General features: G+C 74.2%; 24 protein-coding genes. 17 read left to right on the top strand and 7 right to left on the bottom strand.

The features are described 5' to 3' along the window. The first annotated feature begins 33 nt into the window (after positions 1-33). On the top strand, positions 34-483 hold the full coding sequence (locus MICAU_RS24340; protein WP_013288008.1) for a GNAT family N-acetyltransferase: 450 nt from the start codon (positions 34-36) through the stop codon (positions 481-483). Between the two features lie 3 nt (positions 484-486). Here the strand turns inward: MICAU_RS24340 and MICAU_RS24335 are convergent, their stop codons facing one another. Beyond that, a complete protein-coding gene (locus MICAU_RS24335; protein ID WP_013288007.1) occupies positions 487-1,146 on the bottom strand; it encodes a DUF6766 family protein in 660 nt (219 codons plus the stop codon). Between the two features lie 85 nt (positions 1,147-1,231). Then, the gene (locus tag MICAU_RS24330; RefSeq protein WP_041799328.1) at positions 1,232-1,696 is read right to left on the bottom strand and encodes a DUF4383 domain-containing protein; all 465 of its coding nucleotides are present in this window, start codon (positions 1,694-1,696) and stop codon (positions 1,232-1,234) included. Between the two features lie 208 nt (positions 1,697-1,904). On the opposite strand from MICAU_RS24330, the gene MICAU_RS24325 reads away from it, so the two are divergent. From MICAU_RS24325 to MICAU_RS24315, 3 genes are read left to right on the top strand one after another with little or no spacing between them, the layout of a single operon-like run. After that, the gene (locus tag MICAU_RS24325) at positions 1,905-2,690 is read left to right on the top strand and encodes a hypothetical protein (protein ID WP_013288005.1); all 786 of its coding nucleotides are present in this window, start codon (positions 1,905-1,907) and stop codon (positions 2,688-2,690) included. Between the two features lie 31 nt (positions 2,691-2,721). Next, the gene (locus MICAU_RS24320) at positions 2,722-3,174 is read left to right on the top strand and encodes a phage holin family protein (protein WP_013288004.1); all 453 of its coding nucleotides are present in this window, start codon (positions 2,722-2,724) and stop codon (positions 3,172-3,174) included. Continuing rightward, on the top strand, positions 3,171-3,809 hold the full coding sequence (locus MICAU_RS24315; RefSeq protein WP_013288003.1) for a DUF3618 domain-containing protein: 639 nt from the start codon (positions 3,171-3,173) through the stop codon (positions 3,807-3,809). The genes MICAU_RS24320 and MICAU_RS24315 overlap by 4 nt, the downstream gene beginning before the upstream one ends. 65 nt (positions 3,810-3,874) lie before the next feature. Here MICAU_RS24315 and MICAU_RS24310 read toward each other — a convergent pair whose 3' ends face one another. Further along, on the bottom strand, positions 3,875-4,960 hold the full coding sequence (locus tag MICAU_RS24310; RefSeq protein ID WP_013288002.1) for a glycosyltransferase family 2 protein: 1,086 nt from the start codon (positions 4,958-4,960) through the stop codon (positions 3,875-3,877). A 116-nt stretch (positions 4,961-5,076) separates the two neighbouring features. Then, positions 5,077-6,360, bottom strand: a complete 1,284-nt coding sequence (locus MICAU_RS24305; RefSeq protein ID WP_013288001.1) for a cytochrome P450 — start codon at positions 6,358-6,360, stop codon at positions 5,077-5,079. Between the two features lie 238 nt (positions 6,361-6,598). On the opposite strand from MICAU_RS24305, the gene MICAU_RS24300 reads away from it, so the two are divergent. After that, positions 6,599-6,985: a hypothetical protein gene (locus MICAU_RS24300; protein ID WP_013288000.1), complete on the top strand. Its 387-nt coding sequence runs from the start codon at positions 6,599-6,601 to the stop codon at positions 6,983-6,985. Positions 6,986-6,992: 7 nt separating this feature from the next. On the opposite strand, the gene MICAU_RS24295 is transcribed toward MICAU_RS24300, so the two are convergent. Further along, positions 6,993-7,211 (bottom strand): DUF397 domain-containing protein, encoded by a 219-nt coding sequence (locus MICAU_RS24295; protein ID WP_013287999.1) that lies wholly within the window; start codon positions 7,209-7,211, stop codon positions 6,993-6,995. A gap of 66 nt (positions 7,212-7,277) precedes the next feature. Between MICAU_RS24295 and pepN the strand changes: the two genes are divergently transcribed. The 10 genes from pepN (at position 7,278) to MICAU_RS24245 (ending at position 18,747) form a co-directional block, all read left to right on the top strand. Then, on the top strand, positions 7,278-9,794 hold the full coding sequence (pepN, locus tag MICAU_RS24290) for an aminopeptidase N (RefSeq protein ID WP_013287998.1): 2,517 nt from the start codon (positions 7,278-7,280) through the stop codon (positions 9,792-9,794). Between the two features lie 82 nt (positions 9,795-9,876). After that, positions 9,877-10,473 carry a nicotinate-nucleotide adenylyltransferase gene (nadD, locus tag MICAU_RS24285; RefSeq protein WP_013475510.1) on the top strand — a complete coding sequence of 199 codons (597 nt, stop codon included), beginning with the start codon at positions 9,877-9,879 and terminating at the stop codon, positions 10,471-10,473. A gap of 110 nt (positions 10,474-10,583) precedes the next feature. Beyond that, positions 10,584-10,988 carry a ribosome silencing factor gene (gene rsfS / locus MICAU_RS24280; RefSeq protein ID WP_013287996.1) on the top strand — a complete coding sequence of 135 codons (405 nt, stop codon included), beginning with the start codon at positions 10,584-10,586 and terminating at the stop codon, positions 10,986-10,988. Continuing rightward, complete coding sequence (locus tag MICAU_RS24275; RefSeq protein WP_013287995.1) at positions 10,985-11,632, top strand: histidine phosphatase family protein; 648 nt, start codon at positions 10,985-10,987, stop codon at positions 11,630-11,632. The genes rsfS and MICAU_RS24275 overlap by 4 nt, the downstream gene beginning before the upstream one ends. A 48-nt stretch (positions 11,633-11,680) precedes the next feature. Further along, positions 11,681-12,535, top strand: a complete 855-nt coding sequence (locus MICAU_RS24270; RefSeq protein ID WP_013287994.1) for a DegV family protein — start codon at positions 11,681-11,683, stop codon at positions 12,533-12,535. Positions 12,536-12,544: 9 nt separating this feature from the next. Next, positions 12,545-13,321: an SDR family NAD(P)-dependent oxidoreductase gene (locus MICAU_RS24265; RefSeq protein WP_013287993.1), complete on the top strand. Its 777-nt coding sequence runs from the start codon at positions 12,545-12,547 to the stop codon at positions 13,319-13,321. A 502-nt stretch (positions 13,322-13,823) separates the two neighbouring features. Further along, complete coding sequence (locus tag MICAU_RS32085; protein ID WP_369830090.1) at positions 13,824-14,609, top strand: ComEA family DNA-binding protein; 786 nt, start codon at positions 13,824-13,826, stop codon at positions 14,607-14,609. Between the two features lie 188 nt (positions 14,610-14,797). After that, the gene (locus tag MICAU_RS24255; RefSeq protein WP_013287991.1) at positions 14,798-17,149 is read left to right on the top strand and encodes a ComEC/Rec2 family competence protein; all 2,352 of its coding nucleotides are present in this window, start codon (positions 14,798-14,800) and stop codon (positions 17,147-17,149) included. Positions 17,150-17,272: 123 nt separating this feature from the next. Then, a complete protein-coding gene (holA, locus tag MICAU_RS24250) occupies positions 17,273-18,253 on the top strand; it encodes a DNA polymerase III subunit delta (protein ID WP_013287990.1) in 981 nt (326 codons plus the stop codon). Next, positions 18,250-18,747, top strand: a complete 498-nt coding sequence (locus tag MICAU_RS24245) for a hypothetical protein (RefSeq protein ID WP_013287989.1) — start codon at positions 18,250-18,252, stop codon at positions 18,745-18,747. Before holA ends, MICAU_RS24245 begins: the two co-directional genes overlap by 4 nt. A 454-nt stretch (positions 18,748-19,201) precedes the next feature. On the opposite strand, the gene rpsT is transcribed toward MICAU_RS24245, so the two are convergent. Next, the gene (rpsT, locus tag MICAU_RS24240) at positions 19,202-19,468 is read right to left on the bottom strand and encodes a 30S ribosomal protein S20 (RefSeq protein ID WP_013287988.1); all 267 of its coding nucleotides are present in this window, start codon (positions 19,466-19,468) and stop codon (positions 19,202-19,204) included. A gap of 205 nt (positions 19,469-19,673) precedes the next feature. Beyond that, positions 19,674-20,678: a phosphotransferase family protein gene (locus tag MICAU_RS24235; RefSeq protein WP_083791346.1), complete on the bottom strand. Its 1,005-nt coding sequence runs from the start codon at positions 20,676-20,678 to the stop codon at positions 19,674-19,676. A 99-nt stretch (positions 20,679-20,777) separates the two neighbouring features. Between MICAU_RS24235 and MICAU_RS24230 the strand changes: the two genes are divergently transcribed. Both MICAU_RS24230 and lepA read left to right on the top strand, forming a co-directional pair. Further along, positions 20,778-21,314 (top strand): DUF4240 domain-containing protein, encoded by a 537-nt coding sequence (locus tag MICAU_RS24230; protein WP_013287986.1) that lies wholly within the window; start codon positions 20,778-20,780, stop codon positions 21,312-21,314. Between the two features lie 126 nt (positions 21,315-21,440). Continuing rightward, positions 21,441-23,318: a translation elongation factor 4 gene (gene lepA, locus MICAU_RS24225; RefSeq protein ID WP_013287985.1), complete on the top strand. Its 1,878-nt coding sequence runs from the start codon at positions 21,441-21,443 to the stop codon at positions 23,316-23,318. The last annotated feature ends 65 nt before the right edge of the window (positions 23,319-23,383 follow it).

The following is a 23,383-nucleotide window of genomic DNA, read 5'->3' as shown; positions in this document are numbered from 1 at the left end:
CTGCGCGAAATCCGGCCGATCTAGCGTACGGGCATGTTGATCGAGTCCCGTCCCTCCACCGATCCGGAGATCGCCGCGCTCGTCGTCGCCCAGCAGCGTGAGCTGCGCGACGCGGACGGCGGGCTGGACGGGCAGGTCACAGTCGTGCACACCGACATCCACTACCTGGCCGCCGTGGTGGGCGGCCGGGCGGTCGGCTGCGGCGGCCTCCAGGCGCTCGACGCCGACACCGGCGAGCTGAAGCGGATGTACGTACGGCCGGCGTACCGGGGGCGGGGCATCGCCCGGCAGTTGCTCGTGGCGCTGGAGGAGCTGGCGTTCCAGCAGGGGCACCGCACTGTGTGCCTGGAGACGGGCACCTACCTGCCGGCCGCGATCGGGCTCTACCGGTCCAGCGGTTACGAGCCGATCCCGGTCTACGGCGAGTACGTGGACAACCCGTACAGCGTCTGCTTCGCCAAGCGGCTGCCGGTGGCGGCCTGACGCTCAGGCGCTCGTCTGCGCGTGCGGCGCGGTGACCGGCTTCGACTCGGGGCTGGCGTGCTGGCGCAGCACGATGCTGAGCAGGATCAGCACGCCCACGGCGAGGAACTCGCTCTGCCAGTTCTGCATCGACTGGAACCAGAAGTCGCTGGTGCCGAGGAACTGCCACGCGCTGATCGGGGCGGCGCCGCTCTCCAGCGCCTGCTCCTGGTTGTAGGCGGCCACGCCGCCGAACAGGTGCCCCAGGAACGCGCCCCCGAAGATCATCAGAAGCGCGACGGCGAGGCTGTTGCGGTAGACCACGAGCGGCAGCCCGCCGGCGCGTACCGGCCACGGTGAATCGGGGCGGGCGTGGTCGCGGTCGTCCTCCGGGCGGTCCGTCTGGTCCTCCGGCTTCGACTCGGCCGAGCCCTTCTGCACCAGGTACGCGGTGAGCAGCACGTAGCCGCCCATCTGGAGGAACTCCGACTCCCAGTTCTCGAACACCGCCTCGGCGAAGTGCCCGGTGCCGAGATAGGCCCACCAGCTCAGCGGCTCGGCGCCGTACCGGCTCAGCTCCTCGTTGTGCACCTGCCAGCCGAACACGCTCTGGAGCAGCAGGAAGACCAGGAACGCGCCGAGCATGGCGACCGAGAGCATGTTGTCGCGCAACCACCGTGGCATCGCCGGACCTCCTCGACCCGCTCGCGGTTGCCCTCCTGCCCGGCGTCGGGCCGGGGCAAACGCCGCACCGGCGTGTCGCGCCTGGTCAGGGGCGGTCGAAGGGGGCCTCCACCCGGGTGCCGGTGCCGAGGTTGTTGTTCAGCAGCAGGCCGGCGGCGAGCATGCCGAAACCGAGGGCCAGGTGCAGCCAGTTGTCGGCGTCGTTCACCGGTACGAAGTTGACCGACGTGTCCCGGTCGATGGCGAAGCCGTACAGCCACAGCACCAGGTAGAGCGCGCCGCCGACGGCCAGGAACACCCGTGCCCCGGCCAGCCGCCGGGCCATCACCAGACCGACCAGCCCGAACAGCAGGTGCACCAGGTTGTGCAGCACCGAGACCTGGAACACCCCGAGAAGCTTCGCCTCGGAGTGGTGCCCGGCGAACGTCATCTCGCCGTAGTGCGTGGTGATGCCGGGCACGAAGCCGAGCACGCCGATCAGCGCGAAGAGAGCCGCCGCCGCGAGGGCTACCTTCTGCACCGCAGGCCGGGCGGGCGCGTGTTCGCGCAGGTCACGTGCCATCCCTGTCACCCCCGTGGAACTCGCCGCCGCCCGGGCGGGCGGGCACCCCATTGTCTGACCGGGGCGGGCCGGTCCCGCAGAGAATTCACGAATCAGGCATGGAGCCGCCGACCTGGGGTAGGGCACTTGTCACGCGGAAACAAATCCGCGTACCCCCCGAAGACACCCGCTGGGAAGTACGAGCGGAAGGGACACCATGACTCAGGATCTTTCCCCCAGTTCGGCCACGTACCAGTCGACGAACGGTGGTGGCGGTGTGCGTGACCAGGCCCGCCAGGTCGGCTCCGACGCCGCGAACGCGGGCGGCGCCGTCGCGCAGACCGCCAAGGAGCAGGGCCGGGAGGTGGTGGGCGAGGCCAAGCGGCAGGCCCGCGACCTCTACGGCGAGACCCGCAGCCAGGTCACCGCGCAGGCCGGTCAGCAGCAGCAGCGCGCCGCCAGCGGACTGCGGTCGCTCGCCGACGAGATGCGCACCATGGCGCAGCAGGGTGGCGGCTCCGGGCCGGTCACCGAGCTGGCCCACCAGGCGGCCGAGCGCGTGCACGGCGTGGCCGGCTGGCTGGAGCAGCGCGAGCCGGGCGACCTGCTCAACGAGGTGAAGACCTACGCCCGCCGCAACCCCGGCACGTTCCTCGTCGGGGCGGCGCTGCTCGGCGTGGTCGCCGGGCGGCTCACCCGCAACATCGCCGCGATCGGCGACGACAGCACGGCGCGGCCGGCGTACGACCCGGACCGCACCGCCGTCATCCCGACCGCCCGTGAGGTGCCGGACCAGGTCCCGCCGGGCGGCTACCTCGACCCGACGCCGGGCAGCTACGCCGAGCCGGACCCGGGCTACTCCGCGCCGGGCGCGACCTACCCGGCCGGCGGCGCCCCGAACACCTGGGCCGACCCGGCGGGTGGCACCGGTCAGCCGCTGCCGCCGCCGGAGCGCACCGACCCGCTGCCGGGTGTCCCGTCGACCGGCGCTCCCCGCCCGTGACCGGCCGCACCGGCAGAAGGGAGGCGACGGCATGACCGTACCCACGCAGGACCCCGGCTATCAGGCGGCGGGTGCCCCGCCCCACGCCGACGAGGTGCGCGGCAGCTCGCTCGGCGACCTGATGCGCCAGGTCACCACCGACCTGTCCACGCTGATGCGCCAGGAGGTCGAGCTGGCCAAGGCGGAGATCCGCCAGGAGGGCAAGAAGGCGGGCAAGGCCGCCGGACTGTTCGGCGGCGCCGGCTTCGGCGGCTACATGGTGGCGCTCTTCGTCTCGATCGCGATCTGGCAGTTCCTCGACAACGTCATGGACTCCGGGCTGGCCGCGCTGATCGTGGCCGTCATCTGGGCCGCTGTCGCGGCGGTCCTGTACTCGATGGGCAAGAAGAACGCCGAGCGGATCCGCGGCCTGAAGCAGACCAACGACAGCGTGCAGCGCATCCCCGACGCGCTCAAGCCGCACCCGGAGGGAGTCATCCGATGAGCACCGATCCCGAGCAGATCCGCCGCGAGATCGAAGCCACCCGCAACAACCTCAGCTCGGACGTGGACGCCCTGGCGTACAAGGTCAGCCCGAGCCGCATCGTCGACGACCGCAAGCAGCGTGTGCGCAGCGCGCTGACGAACGTGAAGGACAAGGTGATGGGAACCGCTTCGGACCTCGGCCACAGCACCGGCCACGCCGCCCACTCGGTGGGCGACCACGCCTCCTCGATGGCCTCCTCCGTGGGCGACAAGGCGCAGTCCGCCGCCGCCACGGTGAGCGACGCCGCCCACCGGGCGCCGCAGGTGGTGCGGCGCAAGTCCGAGGGCAACCCGATCGCCGCCGGCGTGATCGCCTTCGGCGTCGGCATGCTGGTCTCCTCGCTGATCCCGGCCACCCGCCGTGAGCAGCAGGTCGCCGCGCAGGTCAAGGAGAAGGCCGCCGAGCACGGCGGGGTGGTGAAGGAGAAGCTGGGCGAGGTCGCCGGTGAGCTGAAGGAGGAGCTGCGCGAGCCGGCGCAGCACGCCGCCGAGTCGGTGAAGGCCACCGCGCAGGACGCCGCGCACACCGTCAAGGACGACGGCCGCGCCGCCGCCCACGACGTCCGGCACAGCGCCGAGCAGGTGCGGTCCTGAAGGTCCGCGTTCTCGGTTGGGAAGGGCCCCTTCTTATCGCCCAGGCGATAAGAAGGGGCCCTTCCTTACACCTCGGCGCGCAACGGTGGGGGCAGCGCCCCGGTCTCCACCCAGAGCACCAGATCGTCGGGGCGGCGCCGCGTCATCCGCCGGCGCAGGACACCTGTGGGGTGGGCCGCCGTCCGCAGCCGGGCGCCCGCGTAGGGCACCCCGCCGCGCAGCCGCCGGCCCACCGCCAGCCAGGCGCACAGGCCGCGTTCCAGCACCCAGGCGGGAGCCGCCAGGCTGGTGTGCGCCGGGAAGACCCGGGCGCCGCCGGCCCGTCGCCGGCCCAGCTCCGCCACTGCCACGGTCGCCAGTCCGGCGCGCAGCAGCAGCCCGGGCCGGCGGGTGGCGAGCGCGACAGCCGTCGCCGGCAGCACCGCCAGCGCGGCGAGCAGCCACACCGGCCGGGCCGTCTCGTCGTACGCCTGGCGGACGCGCTGCCCGAGGAAGTGCGCGGCGGCGGGCGGTAGCCGCCGCACGTACAGCCACGCCGGGGTGGCGGTGCTGCCGCCGTACGCGCGCACGGTGCGGACCAGCTCCAGGTTCTCGAAGAGCACGTCGGGGTCGTAGCCGCCCATCGCCAGGAACGTGCTCCGCCGCACCCCGAGCGTGCCCGGCCAGTCCCCGCCGAACACGCGGGCCAGCAGCGTCCGGCCGGTGTCCCACCAGGCGTGCCAGGGCAGCGGGTCGAAGTGGTTCTGCGGCCGGACCAGGTCCACCCCGTCCAGCAGCTGGTGCACCGCGCACAGGGCCGCCCGGTCGTACCGGACGTCGTCGTCGGCGATCACCACGTGCTCGTGCCGGGCCAGCGCGACGCCGGTGAGCACGCCGAGCACCTTGCCGTTGCGCCCGCGCAGCGCCGGGTCCGGCGGCACGTGCCGGACCAGCCCGCGCCAGGCTTCGGCGTGCCGGGCGAACAGCTCCGGCGCCGATCCGTCGACCACCACCACGTCGACCCACCGGCTCAGCTCGCGCAGGTACCCGGTCAGCTCGTCCAGGCCGCCGTCGTCGTGGGCGCGCAGCGGCAGGACGTACGCCATCGGCAGCCGGACCGGCGCGGACGCGGCGCCCTCGTCGCGTGGCTGCGCGGCGGTCGGTCGGGTCATGTCGTCTCCCCTCGTGCCGGGTGACGCGACTTGCCCGGAATGCGGCTGCTGAAACCGTTTCGGCCGGGCTGTGTCGGGTATCGCGGCCGGCGAGATCGACCCCGGCTTGGCCCGGTTCAGCGCGGCGGGCGTACCCCACCGGCCGGGCGTGCGCCGTCGGCCGGGCGCACCCCGTCGAGCACCAGCCCGGCGGGCGGCAACGCCGGCATGGAGCCGAGGTCGAGCGCCAGGTCCTGCGGCGGTACGCGGTAGCTCATCGCGCCGGTCAGGTTCGTCACCGCCCGCTTCATCAGCTCGATCGTGATCCACTCACCGGCGCAGCGATGGCCGGTGTAGTGGTCGCCGCCGCCCTGCGGGACCAGGCCGAACGGGTCGTCGCGCCAGCCGGCGAAACGCTCCGGGCGGAACCGTTCCGGCTCGGGCCACACGCCGGGGTGGTGGTTGGTGCCGTACAGGTCGAGCAGCACCCGCCGGCCCTGCGGGAACGCGTACCCCCGCCACTGGAACGAGCGGCGGACCCGGGCCGCGGCGACCGGGAAGAACGGGTAGTAGCGGCGTACCTCCTGCACGAACTGCTCGGTCGCGGCGTCGTCGCCTGGTAGCCGGTCCCGCCAGTGCGGGTGGTCGTGCAGCGCCAGCGCGGCGAAGACCACGTACCGGTCGACCGCGACGGTGGGGCGCAGCACGTTCAGCAGTTCCACGGCGGCGATCCGGCGGGGCAGCGGCAGCCCTCGTTCGTCCCGGTGCCCGGCCACGACCGCCAGCGCGCTGCCCTCCGGTGCGGGCACCGCGCCCGCGCGTACCCGCTCGATCAGGTCGCCGGCCCAGCGTTGCGCGTGCCGGCGGCCGAGCCGTCCGCGCCAGTGCCGGGGGCCCAGCGCGGCCGGCGCCTCGATCATCGCGTGCATCTCGGCGGTACGGCGCGGCACGTCGGCCTCGGCCAGCAGTACCCCGGCCCAGGCCCAGACCGTACGGGTCAGGATCTTTCCCACCTCGTCGTAGAGCGCCACCGGGCCGTCCTGTGCCCAGACCGGGATCCGGGCCCGCCACTGCTCGTCGAAGATCTCCCCGAGGCGGCGGATCGCGGCCGGCGTCATGATCGACATGAACATCGCCTTGCGGACCAGGTGGGCCTGCCCGTCGAGGCCCTGCACGCCGCCGACGCCGGTGAGCGTGCGCTGCCCGCGCATCGGCATGGCGCCGCGCCGGACGAACCGCTCCTCGTCGTAGAACAGCTCGGCGGCCTCCCGGCCGCGCAGGCAGATCGTCGGCTCCAGCAGCAGCCGGGTCTGGAAGACGTCGGTGCCGAGGCGGTCGCAGCGGTCGCCGACGAAGCGGTAGCCCTCCCGGAGGAACGCCAGCGTGCTGTCCGGGCTCCGGTCGCTCGGCATGGTACTCATCTCGGCTGCTCCTGACGCGGTTCGGCGGCGCTGCCTACCTACCCGGGTCGGCGCGGCCGAACCCTCCATTCCAGCAGCTCCGGCCCCGTGGGGGAGGGGCCGGCCACGCGAGCCGGTGCTGGCCCCTCCCCGGGCACGGAAAAGCTGGTTGGCTCGGGTTCGCGGACCGGCGGCGACCGGCCCGCCGCCCGCCGCCGCGACGTACGGCGGGCGTCACCGACCACGGGGGAGGGCACCGATGCGTGACGACAGGGCGGCACGACGGCACCGCGAGGCACCGGCCCGGCTGCGCGGCGACGGCCGCGACGGGCCGCTGATCGGCACGCCCCGGCGCGCCGCCGGCCGCCCGCCGCGTTACTTCACCGTGCACCTGGGCTTCGCCGCCACCGATCCCGCCGTCGCGCGGGAGCACGCCGTGGCGTACGCCGAAGCACTCGGCCTGCTCCGCCCGGAGCTGGCGCTCGGCGCGGCGGCGCTGTCCCCGGCGGACGCCTGGCACCGCGCCGAGCGGCTGTTCTGCGACGCCGCCGGGCCCGACGGCGAGCGCTGCGCCGACGTGGCCGGTCACCCCGGCTTCCACCACGCGCCCGGTCCGGGCGGCCTCGGCTGGGGCGACGGTGACTGAGGCGCGCTCAGTCCAGGTCGAACTCGCCGTCCTGGGCGCCCGCGACGAACGCGTCCCACTCGGCCTGCGTGAAGACCAGCACCGGCCCGTCCGGCTCGGCGGAGTTGCGCATACCGATCAGGTCGTCGACGAAGGCCACTTCGACCGCTCCCTCGGAGGTGTCGCCCTCAGCCCGCTGCCAAACCGCCCGGGAGAGGTCGAAATCGCCCTTGGGGTGCTGACCCATCGCTGTTCCTCCATCGCCATGCGTAACGAGACGGCCCGAGCGGACCTCATCGGGCAGGATAAGCGGATGCCGAGCCTCACCCGTGCAGAGGCGACCGCGCGCCGCGCGTCGATCACCGTCGAGTCCTACGATGTGGACCTCGATCTGACCGGCGACGCCGAGCGGTTCCGCTCCGCCGTCACCATCCGGTTCCGGGCCACCCCCGGAGCCGAGACCTTCGTCGACGTCAAGCCGCGCCGACTCCTCGCCGCCCGCCTCAACGGCCGCGCCATCGACCCGGCCCTGCTGGCCGGCGACCGGCTGCCGCTGACCGGCCTGGCCGCGACGAACACGCTCACCGTCGAGGCCGAGATGGCCTACTCCAACACCGGCGAAGGGCTGCACCGTTTCGTCGACCCGGCCGACGGCGAGACCTACCTCTACGCGATGTCCTTCCTGGACGACGGGCCGCGCATCTTCGCCGCGTTCGACCAGCCCGACCTGAAGGCGCCGGTGACGCTGACGGTCACCGCGCCGCCGGAGTGGACTGTCGCCGCCAACGGGCCGCTCGCCGACCGCCCCGCGCCCGGGCGCTGGGAGTTCGCCACCACCGAGCCGCTGGCCACCTACTTCGTCTCGCTGATCGCCGGGCCCTGGCACGTGCTGCGCGCGGAGCACGACGGCATCCCGCTCGGCCTCTACTGCCGGCGTTCGCTCGCGGCCCACCTGGACGCCGACGCCGAGGAGATCTTCACCGTCACCCGGCAGTGCTTCGACCGCTTCCACGAGCTGTTCGCCGAGCGCTACCCGTTCGGCAAGTACGACCAGGCGTTCGTGCCCGAGTTCAACGCCGGCGCGATGGAGAACCCGGGCCTGGTCACGATCCGCGACGACTACGTCTTCCGCTCCGCCGTCACGGACACCCAGCGGGAGCTGCGCGCCACCACCATCGCCCACGAGATGGCGCACATGTGGTTCGGCGACCTGGTCACCATGAGCTGGTGGGACGACCTCTGGCTCAACGAGTCCTTCGCCGAATACCTGGGCACCCGGGTGACCGCCGAGGCGACCCGGTTCGACCGGGCGTGGACCACGTTCGCGAGCCGCCGCAAGGCGTGGGGCTACACCGCCGACCAGCGTCCCTCCACCCACCCGGTGGCACCGGAGGAGGTGGCCGACGCCGCCCAGGCGCTGCTCAACTTCGACGGCATCTCGTACGCCAAGGGCGCCAGCGTGCTGCGCCAGCTCGTCGCCTGGCTCGGTGACGAGGCGTTCCTGGCCGGGCTGAACGCACACTTCGCGGCGCACCGGTTCGGCAACGCCACGCTCGCCGACCTGCTGGCCGCCCTGGGTACGGCGAGCGGCCGTGACCTGGACGGCTGGGCGGAACGCTGGCTGCGCCGCGCGCAGGTGAACACGCTGCGGGTCGACACCGCTGTGGACGCCGACGGGCGGTGGACCGAGGTGGCGATCGTGCAGACCGCCCCGGCGAGCCACCCGGTGCAGCGGCCGCACCGCATCGGGGTGGCCCACCACACCGCCGACGGCCCGGCGTACCGGTTCGAGGTCGACCTCGACCCCGACGCCGACGGCGGTCGCACGCCGCTGCCGGAGCTGGTCGGGCGGCCCGCCACCGGGCTCGTGCTGCCGAACGCCGGTGACCTGACGTTCGCCAAGATCCGCCTCGACCCGGCCTCGGCGGACGCGGTGCCGCTGCTGCTGCCGGGGCTCGACGACCCGCTGGCCCGGGCGCTGCTCTGGGCCGAGACGCTGGACGCGGTCACCGACGGGGAACGGCCGGCCGGCGCGCTCGCCGGGCTGATCGCGGCGGCGCTGCCCGCCGAGACCGAGGTGACGATCGTCGAGGACGTGCTGCTGCTCAGCCGCCGGCTGATCGACCGCTACCTCGGCCCGCTCGCCCGGGACGCGGCGCTGCTGCGGGTGGCGACCGCCTGCGGGGCGCTGCTCGACTCGGCGCCCGCTGGCGGCTCCCTGCAACTGGCGGCGGTGCGGGGTCTGATCGGCGCCACCACCGACACGGCCATGCTGACCGGCTGGCTCGCCGGCAAGGACGTGCCGCCGGGGCTCGCGGTCGACGCCGACCTGCGCTGGGCGGTGCTGCGCCGGCTCGTGGTGCTCGGCGCCGCCGGTGCGCCGGAGATCGACGCCGAGGCGGACGGCGACCGCAGCGCCACCGGCGCCGAGCAGGCCGCCGCGTGCCGGGCCGCGCTGCCCGACGCCGACGCGAAACGTGCCGCCTGGGAGATCGTCACCCGCAGCACCGAGCTGTCCAACCGGCTCGTCGAGGCGACCGCCGAGGGCTTCTGGCAGCCCGAGCAGGCCGAGCTGACCGCCGGGTACGTGGAGCGCTACTTCACCGACATGCCGGGGGCGGCGCGTCTGCGTACCGCGTGGGTGGCCGACGCGGTCACGGTGGCCGCGTACCCCCGCTACGCCGTGTCGCAACCCACCCGGGAGATGGCCGCGGCGCTGCTGGCCCGCGACGACCTCACGCCCGGCCTGCGGCGATGGGTGACCGACCTGGACGACGACATGCGCCGGGCGCTCGTGGCCCGGACGGCTGTGGCCGCCGCGTCGGCCTGACCGGGGCACGCCGGGCGGGCTGATCCGCCCGGCGTGGCCGACCCCGCCCGGGCCCGTCCGGCGCGCGGCCTACGATCGCTGGGTGGAGGAAGACATCCGGCGGGTCGGCATCATGGGCGGCACGTTCGACCCGATCCACCACGGGCACCTGGTGGCGGCGAGCGAGGTGGCCGACCGGTTCGGCCTGGACGAGGTCGTCTTCGTGCCGACCGGGCAACCGTGGCAGAAGGCGGAGGAAGCGGTCACCCCGGCCGAGGACCGCTACCTCATGACAGTGATCGCCACCGCCTCCAACCCGCGTTTCCAGGTGAGCCGGGTCGACATCGACCGGGGCGGTCCCACCTACACCGTCGACACGCTGCGCGACCTGCACGCCGAGTACGGCCCGAAGGCGCAGCTGTTCTTCATCACCGGCGCGGACGCCCTGGAGCGCATCCTCTCCTGGAAGGACCTGGACGAGGCGCTCGAACTGGCCCACTTCATCGGCGTGACCCGGCCCGGCTTCGAACTCACCGACAAGCACCTCCCCGCCGACTCGGTGAGCCTGGTGCAGGTGCCCGCGATGGCCATCTCCTCGACCGACTGCCGCGCGCGCGTCGCCCGCGGGGAGCCGGTGTGGTACCTGGTGCCCGACGGTGTGGTGCAGTACATCGCGAAACGGCGCCTCTACCAGCGATGATTCGCCCCCTTACATCCCGGTTCATGCCTGAAATCGACCAGAACTGACAAGTCGCCGCACCGCCGGGTGTGAGAGGCTTGGAGGGTCGCACGGTTGATCGAAGGAGAACGGTGACAGTTTCCGAACGCGCGCACGAGCTGGCGATGGCCGCCGCCCAGGCCGCGGCCGACAAGAAGGCACAGGACATCGTCATCATCGACGTGGGCGACCAGCTCGCGATCACCGACGCGTTCCTGCTGGCCGCCGCTCCGAACGAGCGTCAGGTGCTCGCCATCGTCGACGCCATCGAGGAGCGCCTGCTGGAGCTGCCGGAGAAGGCCAAGCCGGTGCGCCGCGAGGGCGAGCGGGGTGGCCGCTGGGTGCTGCTCGACTACGTCGACATCGTGGTCCACGTCCAGCACACCGAGGAGCGCGAGTTCTACGCGCTCGACCGGCTCTGGAAGGACTGCCCGCAGATCCCGTTCACCGATCGCGACCTGGCCGACTCGGCCGCCGGCACCGCCACCGCGGAATGACCCGCCTGATCATCTGGCGGCACGGCAACACCGACTGGAACGCCGCGAGCCGGGTCCAGGGTCAGACCGACGTGCCGCTCAACGACCTCGGCCGGGAGCAGGCCCGCGCCGCGGCGCCGGTGCTGGCCGCGCTGCGCCCGGACGCGATCGTCGCCAGCGACCTGCGCCGGGCCGCCGACACCGCCGCCGCGCTCGCGGCGCTGACCGGGCTGCCGGTCCGCTCCGACGCCCGGCTGCGCGAACGGCACTTCGGCCAGTGGCAGGGCCTCACCCTGACCGAGGTGGCCGAGCGGTTCCCCGACGAGTACGCCCGCTGGCGGGCCGGCGACCCCGACCCCGGCGCCGGCATCGAGCCCCTGGGCGACCTGGGCGCCCGACTCGGCGCCGGGTTCCAGGACGCGGCCGACCTCGCCACCGGCGGCACCGTCGTGGTGACCACCCACGGCGGCGGCGCCCGGCAGGGCGTCGGGCACCTGCTCGGCTGGGACCACACGGTGCTGCGCAGCCTCGGCTCGCTGGCGAACTGCCACTGGACCGAGCTGCGCCACAACGACGGCGTGGAGCGGCGCACCCGCCCGGGCTGGCACCTGCGCGCACACAACGTCGGCCTGATCACCCAGCCGGCGCTCACCGACGCGGTCTGACACCTCCGGCCCCGGCACGTCACAGCGCCATCGGCTAGCGTGCCGGTCATGCCCGTCGCGGTCGTCACCGACTCCACCGCCTACCTGCCCCCCGACCTGGTCCGCGCACGCGGGCTCACAGTCGTCCCGCTCACAGTCGTCCTCAACGGCGCAGAAGGGCTGGAGGGCGTCGAGACCTCCCCGGCCGACGCCACCCGCGCGCTGAGCGGCCGGCGGGTCTCGGTGAGCACGTCCCGGCCCGCGCCCGAACAGTTCGCGCAGGTCTACCGCGCGCTGCTCGCCGAGGGCGCCGACGGCGTGGTGTCGGTGCACCTGTCCGCCGAACTGTCCGGCACCGTCGAAGCCGCCCGGCTGGCCGCCGCCGAGGTCGGCGACGACCGCGTCACAGTCGTGGACAGCCGATCCACAGGCATGGGCCTCGGCTTCCCGGCGCTCGCCGCCGCCGCGGCCGCCGCGCGGGGCGCCGACCTGACCGGGGTACGCGACGCGGCGCTCGACGCGGTCGCCCGGACCACCATCTACTTCTACGTCGACACCCTGGAGTTCCTGCGCCGGGGCGGCCGGATCAACGCGGCCGAGGCGCTGCTCGGCACCGCCCTCTCGGTCAAGCCGATCATGCACATGCCGGACGGCGCGATCGTGGTCAAGGACAAGGTCCGTACCGCCAGCCGGGGCGTGGCACGCCTGGTCGACCTCGCAGTCGAGGCGGCAGGGGACGCCCCTGTGGACATCGCGGTGCACCACCTCGCCGCGCCGCAGCGGGCCGAGCAGTTGCTGGCGGCGCTGACCGAGCGGCTGGGCGACCGCCTGCGCGACACGTACGTCACCGAGGCCGGAGCCGTCGTCGCCGCCCACGCCGGACCTGGGCTGGCCTGCGTGGTGGTTCACCGCCGCACGCCCTAGGGTGGCCGGATGAGCCTGCTGTCGTACGTCGTCACCGGCGGCGGGCGCGGCGTCGGGCGGGCCGTCGTCGAACGGCTGGCCGCCGACGGTGGCACAGTGGTCGTGGTCGAGCGGGACACCGGCGCGCTGGACTGGCTGGCCCGGCATCCGCTCGCCGACCGGCTGCACGCCGTCACCGGGGACGCCGGCGACGAGACGGTCACCGGCCGGGCCGCCGACCGCGCCGAGGCGTACGCGCCGCTGGCCGGCTGGGTCAACAACGCCGCCGTCTTCCGCAACGCCGACCTGCACCGTGCGCCCGCGGGCGAGGTCGTCGACCTGATCGCGCTCAACCTGCGCCCCGCCGTGGCCGGGGCCGCCACCGCCGTACGCCGGTTCCTTGCGGCTGGGACCGGCGGCGCGATCGTCAACGTCTCCTCCCACCAGGCCCGCCGGGCGGTGCCGGGCGCCCTGCCGTACGCCACCGCGAAGGCCGCGCTGGAGGGGCTGACCCGGGCGCTCGCCGTCGACTACGCTCCCCGCGGAATCCGCGCCAACGCGGTCGCGCTCGGCTCCATCCACACCGAACGGCACGCCGCCTACCTCGCCGGACTCGACCCGGAGGAGGCGGCGCACGTCGACGCGGAGGTGGCCCGGCTGCACCCGGCCGGCCGGATCGGGCGTACCGACGAGGTGGCCGAGGTGGTCGCGTTCCTGCTCTCCGACCGCGCCTCGTTCGTCAACGGCGCGACGGTGCCGGTCGACGGAGGACGGGCGGTGCTCGGGCTGGACCCGGAGGCACGTTGACATGACCACGCCCGCCGCCGGCGATCCGTCACCCGGGCACACCTAGCAGAGCCGGGGCTTGATCGGGTGCCTGTCCACAGTGCCCGTGCTGTCCACAGGCGAGGACTCACCGGCCGATGCGGGGCGAGCCGTCGCCGTAGCGTCCCGAGCCGTGCCAGACGACGAGGAGACGACGGTACGGCGGCGGCTCGCCCGGCTGTTCGGGTTCACGGATGCCGCTGCTGTTCCGCCGATCCCCGCTGACCGCTTGGGCGAGTCGGGCAGGGCGGAGCGGTCCTCGCGGCGGCCGGGGCCGTCCCTGTCCGGGCCCGGCACCGTGTCCGGGTCCGGCAGCGTGTCCGGTCTCGGCCGCGTCTCCGGGCCCGGTCGCGTGTCCGGTCTCGGGGAAGCCGGGCCGGTCTTCGGGGCCGGTGCCGGTGCCGGGCCCGCCCTCGGCGTCCCCTGGCCCGATCTCCGAGCTCGGCCCGGGCCTGCTACGGACGAGATCGAGCCGGTTCCCGGCCTGCGCCCCGGCTTTCCAGAGCACGACAGCGGGCGGGAGCATTCGTTCGGGTCGGAGCCAGCCTCCGCCGATCCGGACGCCGACGGCATAGGCGACGCTCCGGCGACCGAGCGTGGGCTCGCGTCGCGGCTGCCCGGCCCCGGGGCGTTCGATCCCGGCCGCCGGGGCGTACGCGCGCTCGCGGCGGTGGCCGCAGTGGTGGTCGTGGTGGCTGCCGTCTGGGCGTGGCGCGCGCGTCCCAGCGCCGAGCCCGTCCAGCCGGTCGCGGCGTCCTCCGAGGCGCCGGTGAGTGCCACGACCGGCGCGGTGCCCGGAGCGCCGATGTCGGCGGGCTCACCCGGTCAGGTGGTCGTCGCGCTCGCCGGCAAGGTCCGGCGTCCCGGCCTCGTCCGCCTCCCGGCCGGCGCGCGGGTGGCCGACGCGATCGAGGCGGCGGGCGGCGCGCTGCCCGGCGTCGACGTGGCGCTGCTCAATCCCGCCCGCAAGGTCACGGACGGGGAGCTGATCCTGGTCGGCGTCACCGCCCCACCCGGGCAGGCCGCACCCGGCCCGGCGGCGGGCGGCGGTGCGCCGGGCGGCTCGGCGGCACCCGCCGGCCCGGTCAACCTCAACACCGCGACGCTGGCCCAGCTCGACGCGCTACCGGGCGTCGGCCCGGTGCTCGCCCAGCGGATCCTCGACCACCGGGACCGCAACGGCGGGTTCCGGTCCGTGTCCGACCTGCGGCAGGTCGACGGCATCGGCGACGCCCGGTACGAGCAGCTCAAGGAACTGGTGACGGTGTGACCGCCCGTCGCGGACCGCGCCGGGCACCGGATCGCCCCGGCCTCGCCGGTGAGAGCGTCCCGAATCGAGTGGGTGCTGCGGCGATCGGCGCGGAGCGGGTGTTGCCCGGCGCTGCGGCGGGTGGTGAGCGTGGCCCGGGCGCTTCCGCAGCCTCCGGCACCACCGACGGTAAGGCGCCGGACCGCGACGTGCCCGACCTGCGGCTGGCCGGACTGGCGGTGGCTGCGTGGCTCGCCGCGTTGGCCGGGCTGCACCTGAGTGTCCGGTCGACCGTGTGGGTGGCCGCTGTCGCCACCGCGCTGGCTCTGCTCACGGGCCTGCACCTGGGCGGCGTGCTGGGGCGGCCGAGCGCGACTGCCCGCCGCTACGGCTGGATCGCGGTCGCCGTACTGCTCGGTGTGCTCTGCGGCGCGGCAGCCACCGGCGCGCGGGTCGCGGTCCGCGACGCCGCCCCGATCCGCGCGCTCGTCACCGACCGTGCCCCGGTCACCGCCGAGCTGGTGCTGCGCGACGATCCCCGCCCGGTACGCGGCGCGCCCGGCCGCCCGCCGATGCTGCTGGTCCGCGTGGATCTGATCCGGCTCACCGGACCCGACGGCGTCCGGGTCACCGGCCCCGTACGCGCGCTGGTGCTCGCCACCGACCCGGCCTGGCGTCCACTGCTCCCCGGGCAGCGGGTCACCAGCCGGGGGAGGCTGGCCGCCCCGCGCGGCGGCGACCTGACCGCCGCCGTGCTCTCCACCGCCGACCCGCCCACGCTGCGCGGCGACGCATCGTGGCCGCAACGAGCGGCAGGGGTGCTGCGGGCCGGGCTGCAACGGGCCTGCGAGCCGCTGCCCGACGCGCCGGGCGGGCTGCTGCCGGGTCTGGTGGTAGGGGACACCAGCCGGCTGCTGCCGGAGGTGGAGGAGGACTTCCGGGCCACCGGGATGACGCATCTCAACGCGGTGTCCGGCTCCAACGTGGCGATCGTCGTCGGAGCGGTGCTGCTGCTGGCCCGCTGGGCGCGCGCCGGCCCGCGTACCGCCGCCGTGCTCTGCGTCCTCGCGCTCGTCGGGTTCGTCATCCTGGTGCGGCCCTCACCGAGCGTGGTACGTGCCGCCGCGATGGGCGCGATCGGGCTCGCCGCGCTCGCCGCCGGGCGGTCCCGGTCGACGCTGCCTGCGCTCGCCACCGCTGTCACCGGGCTGGTCCTGTACGACCCCGACCTCGCGGGCGACCCGGGTTTCGCGTTGTCGGTCTGCGCCACCGGGGGACTGCTGCTGTTCGCGCCGGGATGGCGGGACGCGTTGCGGCGCCGGGGCGTACCGGCCGGGCTCGCCGAGGCGCTCGCGGTGCCTGCCGCCGCGCAACTGGCCTGCGGCCCGGTGATCGCTGGACTGTCCGCGACGGTGAGCCTGGTGGCGGTACCGGCGAACCTGCTCGCGGTGCCGGCCGTCGCGCCGGCCACCGTACTCGGCGTGCTGGCGGCGGTGCTGTCGCCGCTGTGGCCGGGCGGCGCGGAGTTCCTCGCCTGGCTGGCGAGCTGGCCGGCGCGCTGGCTGGTGGCGGTGGCCGCGTACGGCGCGGACCTGCCGGCCGGGAACCTACCGTGGGCGGGTGGGGTGGCAGGGGCCCTGCTGCTGGCGGCGGTGAGCGTGGCGCTGCTGCTCGCCTTCCGGCGACGCCGGGCGCGGCGGCTGATCGCTGTCGTCGTGGTGGCGGTGGTGCTTGGCGCGGTACCGGTGCGGCTGCTCGCCTCCGGCTGGCCGCCGCGCGGCTGGGTGGTGGTGGCGTGCGCGGTGGGGCAGGGGGACGCGGTGGTGCTGCCGGTCGCCGCCGGCCGGGCCGTGGTGGTGGACGCCGGCCCGGAGCCGTCCGGCGTGGACGCCTGCCTGCGCCGCCTGCGCGTACGCGAGGTGCCGTTGCTGGTGGTCAGCCACTTCCACGTCGACCACGTCGGCGGCGTGGCCGGGGTGTTCCGGGGCCGGCGGGTGGGCGCGGTGGTGGGTCCGTCCTGGTCCGAGCCACCCTACGGCGCTGCCCAGGTACGCGAGGCGGCCCGCCGGGCCGGTGCGTCGCTCGCTGCGGTGCAGGCGGGCTGGCGGTGGCGGGCGGGCGCGGTGGACCTGGTCGCGGTCGGGCCGCCGTACCCGCTGCGGGGCAGCCGGTCGGATCCGAACAACAACTCGCTGGTTCTGGCCGCCACCGTGGGCGGGGTACGGATCCTGCTCACCGGTGACGCCGAGACGGAGGAGCAGCGGGCGATGCTGGAGACCACACCGGCCGCCGCGATCCGGGCCGACGTGCTGAAGGTCGCCCACCACGGGTCGGCGTACCAGGCGCCGGAGTTCCTGGCCGCGGTACGCCCGGCGGTGGCTCTCGTGTGCGTGGGCGTCGACAACGACTACGGGCACCCTAACGCCGGGCTGCTGGACCGGCTGACCCGGGGCGGTGCGCGGGTGCTGCGTACCGACACCGACGGGGACGTCGCGGCGGTCCAGGCGGGTGGCGGTCTCGCGGTGGTGAGGCGCGGCGCCGAGTCGGGAGCGCCACGCTGAACCGGGGGGATCTTGTTGCGGTAGATGGGGAATCAAGTCAAATGTCTGGATTTGCGCTGTGTGCGGGCTGCGCCGTCACAGTCCCCGATGAGCAGGCCCGGCCGGGTTGGAGGGCGTGCGAGTATGGGCGACGTGACCCCCGCCGACCTGCCTCCTATTGTGCTCGTCCTCGGCGACGAGGAGCTGCTCGCCACGCGAGCGGTCACCGAAGCCGTCGCCCGGGCCCGCGAGGTCGACCCCGACGTGGACGTGCGGGAATACCAGGCCGGGACGCTCACCGTCGGCGAGATCGCCGAGATGCTCAGCCCGTCGCTGTTCGGCGGTCGCCGGGTGCTCGTGCTCCGCTCCGGCCAGGACGCCCGCAAGGACCTGTCCACCGCGCTGCTGGCGTACGCGAAGAATCCCGACCCGGACGTCCAGCTCGTGGTGCTGCACCTGGGCGGGGCCAAGGGCAAGGCGTTCGCCGACGGTCTGCGGGCGGCGGGCGCCACTGTGGTGCCGGCGGTGAAGCTCAAGGGTGACCGCGAGCGGGCCGCCTTCGTGCGGGACGAGATCCGCCGCATCGGCGGCAAGTGCACGCCCGACGCGGCCGACGCCCTGGTCGCGGCCGTCGGGAACGACATGCGTGAGCTGGCCGCCGCCTGCTCGCAGCTGGTCGCCGACACCGACGGGCGGATCGGCGCTGACACTGTCGCCCGCTACTACCGGGGACGGGCCGAGGTGACAGGCTTCACCGTCGCCGACGCGACGATGGTCGGTGACGTGCCGGGCGCGCTGGAGGCGCTGCGGTGGGCGCTGCACGTCGGCGTGGACCCGGTGCCGATCGCCGATGCGCTGGCCGACGGCGTACGGACCGTCGCCCGGGTCGCCGCCGCCGGCCGGGGCAGCGCGTTCCAGCTGGCCAAGACGCTCGGCATGCCGGCCTGGAAGATCGAGAAGGCCCAGGTACGCGCCCGGGGCTGGACGCCGGAGGGCCTGGTCGAGGCGATGCGGGTGGCAGCCGAGTGCAACGCGGCGGTCAAGGGTGGCGCCGACGACCGGGCGTACGCGCTGGAGCGGGCCGTGTTCTCGGTGGCCGCGGCCCGGCAGGGCGGCGCCCGGTGACCCGAGCGTGGTCGACGGTGGCCACGGACGAGGAGCGGTACCGTCCGCTCTACGCCCGGGTGCTGGGACTGCGCTTCGTCAACCCGGGTGGGGTGCTCTGCTTCCTCTTCTTCGAGGGCGCGGTGGCGCTGGCCGTGCTGCTCGCGCTCGCCGAACTGGTGAGCTGGTGGGCGGTGCTGGTGCTGCCGATCGCGGTGGCGGCGATGGTCAAGCTCAACGACGTGGTGGCCGAGATGGTCGTCCGCACCGCCGCGCAGGTGCCCGAGCAGGAACGAGACCGCTTCCGCCGCCAGATGGAGCCGGTGATCGGGCGAGCCCGGGTGCCCACGAGCGCCCGCGCACTCCCGGGCGGCGCGGCGAGCGTCGGGTCGCTGCCGCGCGGCGCGGTGCCGCCGAGCGCCCGCGCGTGGCCGGGCGGCGCGACCACAGACTCCCGGGGCGTCCGCTACCACCACCCGCAACGCGCGACATTCGACCACCCGAACGAGCAGTAGCGGCCCCGCGCTGCGCGCTCCCGACGCCCCGCGTTGCGCCCTCCGGAGGACGCCCGGCGCTGCGCCTCCCGACACCGCGCCTCCCGACACCGCGCCTCCCGACACCGCGCCTCCCGACACCGCGCCTCCCGACACCGCGCCTCCCGACACCGCGCCCCGCGCTCTCCCGGATGCCTCGCGTCGCGCCTTGCCCCGCAGGGTGCAGCTTTCGCACCTCGTCGCCCGACACCGCGCACCGCGCCCTCCGGACGCCCCGTGCTGTCCCGCCGGAGCGACCGACCGCCGAAGACACCGCCGGGGCCGGATCACCCCGAGATCTTGGTACGAAATGGCCCCCAGAGGGGCCGAAATCGCCCAAGATCTCCGCGCGCTGCGGGAGAGTGCGGACAGGCGGAAGCCCCGTGGCCTCGTGGCCTCGTGGCCCCGGGGCTTCCGGTGAAATCTGTAGCGCTGGTCAGGCAGAGAACGAGGCGACGCGCTTGGCGATCGCCGACTTCCGGTTGGCCGCCTGGTTCGAGTGGATGACACCCTTGCTGGCAGCCTTGTCCAGCTTGCGGGTGGCCTCACGCATGAGCACGGTGGCCTTCTCGGTGTCGCCCGCCTCGGCAGCCTCGTGGAACTTCCGGATGGCGGTCTTCAGCGACGACTTGACCGACTTGTTACGCAGCCGGCGCTTCTCGTTCTGCCGGTTGCGCTTGATCTGGGACTTGATGTTCGCCACGCGACAGCCTCGTCTTGATAGCTCGGGTTGGTCTGCTTACGCGCACGACGAGCATGCGTCATCGCCGCGCGAAAAGCCAGGCTACCAGGTCGGCCCCGGACGAGCCAAAACGCCTCCGCCCAGCCTGGTCGAGCGGCGCGCCACGTCGGGGAGGTGGTGGGGTCAGGGCCCGTGGGATGCCGCCACCTCGCCGAACTGGTGTGGATCAAGGGGTAGGGGTGGGGCGTGCCCAGGACCAGCCCCGGCGCTCGGCCAGCCAGCCGAGCGCCTGCTCCCCGCTCCAGCGCTGGTGGGCGCGCAGGTGCGGGGAGGCGGTGGACGGTCCGGCGGCGGCGCCGGTCAGGAAGTACCCGGCCAGCGCGGCGAGCGTCACGTCCAGCGCATCAGCGGGCGCACCTGCCGCCGCCGGGTGGCCGGCGAACGCGGCGTCCGCGTCCAGGCCGCCGGCGTACGCGGTGAGCAGCAGCCCGGCCAGGTCGAACCAGGCCGGCCCGTGGCAGAGCCAGGGCCAGTCGCACAGCCACGCCCGCCCGTCGGAGTCGATCAGGAGGTTGTCCACCCGCAGGTCGCCGTGGGCCAGTCCGGGGGCGGCGTCGGCGTACCCGGGCAGGCGCGACTCCAGCGCGACCAGCTCGGCCAGCGGGGCGCCGGCGGCCTGCTCGGGCAACGGCTCGCGCCGGGCGGCCACCTCGCCCCACCAGAGGATGTCGTCGCGGGCCAGGTCCGCGAGGCGGGGGAGCCGGAGCGCGGCCAGCTCCGCGGGCGGTTCGGCGAGCGCGGCGGCCACCTGGGCGTACGTGGCGAGGGCGGCGTCCAGCTCGGCCGGCGCCCAGGGCAGCCGGGGGGTGTGACCGTCGATCGCGTCGAGCGCGAGTGCGTACCAGCCGGACTCGGTGAGCGCCCAGCGCGGCCGGGGCACCGGCAGACCGGCCGGGAGCCGGGCCAGGATCGCCGCCTCGTGGGCGTACCAGTCGACCAGGTGCCGCTGCCCGTCGAGTGCCGCCGCCTTGACGAACACGCTCTCCCCGGCAGGGCCGGTCAGCACGGCGGCGAAGCCGCTGGTGAACCCGCCGCCTGCCACCCGGACCGCCGCCGGCGGGCCGCCGATCCGGGCGGCCAGCGCGTCCCGCAGTCCGGCCGGCAGGTCGGCCCAGCCGGGCCGTACGGCCGTCGACCCGTACGGAACGGGCGGTAGGGAGATCGCGCGCACCGCACCATGCTGCCGCACCGCCGCACCGCCGCACCGCCGCACCGCCGCACCGCCGCACGTCGCACCGGCACGTCGGTGGGCTCTGCCAGACTGCCCACCATGAGGACCGACGAGTTCTGGCAGTTGATCGACGAGGCCCGCGCCGGCGCCGGGGGAGAGCCCGACGCGGTCGCCGCCCGGGCGGTCGCACTGCTGGCCGAGTGCGACCCGGAGGAGATCGTCGGATACGCCCACCACCAGCGGCGGGTGCTCGCCGCCTCCTACAAGGTCGACCTGTGGGGCGCGGCCTACCTGATCAACGGGGGCGCCTCGGACGACGGCTTCGAGTACTTCCGGGGCTGGCTGATGACCCAGGGGCGGGCGGTGTTCGCGCGGGCGGTCGGCGACCCGGACGCGCTGGCCGAGCTGCCGCAGGTCCGGGCCGCCGCGCTCAGCGGCGAGGAGTTCGAGTGCGAGCAGATGCTGGCGGTGCCGTGGGACGCGTACCGGAAGGCCACCGCGTCCGACCTGCCGGCCGAGCGTGACCCGGTCCCGGTGCCCGATCTGAACGACTTCTGGGACTTCGACGACGAGGAGGAGGCCCGCCGCCGCCTGCCGAGGCTGGCCGCCCTCTTCGTCGAGCCACCCGCGGAATAGTCGGGCCACCCCTGGAATAGCGGTGGAGTGAAGGGGGAGCCCGGGCGCGCCCCGGGCGACGTGGGACCATGGAGGGGGCCGGCGGCGCGCCGGCCCGCTCACGTCAGCCGACCAGAACGGACCGCTGTGCCACCGACGCTCGATCCCGGCGCGAACGCTCCTGGTGCCACCGACCCGGCGCGCATCCGGAACTTCTGCATCATCGCCCACATCGACCACGGGAAGTCGACCCTGGCCGACCGGATGTTGCAGCTCACCGGTGTGGTCGACCCGCGGCAGATGCGCGCCCAGTACCTGGACCGGATGGACATCGAGCGCGAGCGCGGCATCACCATCAAGAGCCAGGCCGTGCGGATGCCGTGGACGATCCGCGAGGGCGACCGGGCCGGTGAGACCGCCGTGCTCAACATGATCGACACCCCGGGCCACGTGGACTTCACCTACGAGGTGTCCCGTTCGCTCGCCGCCTGCGAGGGCGCGATCCTGCTCGTCGACGCCGCGCAGGGCATCGAGGCGCAGACGCTCGCCAACCTCTACCTGGCGCTCGAGAACGACCTGCACATCATCCCGGTGCTCAACAAGATCGACCTGCCGGCCGCCCAGCCGGAGAAGTACGCCGAGGAGCTGGCCCACCTGATCGGCGGCGACCCGGCGGACTGCATCAGGGTCTCCGGCAAGACCGGCGAGGGCGTGCCCTACCTCCTGGACGAGATCGTCAGGCAGTTCGTGCCGCCGGTGGGCGAGGCCGAGTCGCCGGCCCGCGCGATGATCTTCGACTCGGTGTACGACGTCTACCGGGGCGTGGTCACGTACGTCCGGGTGATCGACGGCCGGATCTCGGCCCGGGACCGGATCAAGATGATGTCCACCGGCGCCGTCCACGAGCTGCTGGAGATCGGCGTCATCTCGCCGGAGATGGTGAAGGCCGACGCGCTCGGCGTCGGCGAGGTGGGCTACCTGATCACCGGCGTGAAGGACGTGCGCCAGTCCCGGGTCGGTGACACGGTCACCATCAACAACAACCCGGCCAAGGAGGCCCTCGGCGGTTACAAGGACCCGAAGCCGATGGTCTACTCGGGGCTCTACCCGATCGACGGCTCGGACTACCCGAACCTGCGTGAGGCGCTGGACAAGCTCAAGCTCAACGACGCCGCGCTGGTCTACGAGCCGGAGACCTCCGGCGCGCTGGGCTTCGGCTTCCGCTGCGGCTTCCTCGGCCTGCTGCACCTGGAGATCATCCGGGAGCGGCTGGAGCGGGAGTTCAACCTCGACCTGATCTCCACCGCGCCGAACGTGGTCTACCGGGCCATCCAGGAGGACGGCGAGGAGATCGTGGTCACCAACCCGAGCGAGTACCCGACCGGCAAGATCGCCGAGGTGTACGAGCCGACGGTGCGGGCCACGGTGCTGACCCCGAACGACTACGTCGGCGCCGTGATGGAGCTGTGCCAGGGTCGCCGGGGCAGCCTGCTCGGCATGGACTACCTCTCCGCCGACCGGGTGGAGCTGCGCTACACGCTGCCGCTGGCCGAGATCATCTTCGACTTCTTCGACCAGCTCAAGAGCCGCACCAAGGGTTACGCCTCGCTCGACTACGAGCCCTCCGGCGAGCAGGCGTCCGACCTGGTGAAGGTCGACATCCTGCTGCACGGCGAGCCGGTCGACGCGTTCAGCGCGATCGTGCACAAGGACAAGGCGTACACGTACGGCACGACGATCGCGGCGAAGCTGCGCACGCTGATCCCGCGCCAGCAGTTCGAGGTGCCGATCCAGGCGGCCATCGGCAGCCGGGTGATCGCCCGGGAGACCATCCGCGCGATCCGCAAGGACGTGCTCGCCAAGTGCTACGGCGGTGACATCAGCCGGAAGCGCAAGCTGCTGGAGAAGCAGAAGGAGGGCAAGAAGCGGATGAAGATGGTGGGCCGGGTGGAGGTCCCTCAGGAGGCGTTCATCGCGGCGCTCTCGTCCGACTCCGGCGACGGCAAGCCCGCCGGCAAGAAGTAGCCGCCAGAGCCCACGAACCGGCCGGCGTCCCCTCGCAGGGGCGCCGGCCGTTCGCGTACCCAGGA

Source organism: Micromonospora aurantiaca ATCC 27029 (assembly GCF_000145235.1).
Classification (GTDB): Bacteria; Actinomycetota; Actinomycetes; order Mycobacteriales; family Micromonosporaceae; genus Micromonospora; species Micromonospora aurantiaca.
Note: the sequence above shows the minus strand (reverse complement) of the source record. Positions and strands in the feature narration are given on the sequence as shown.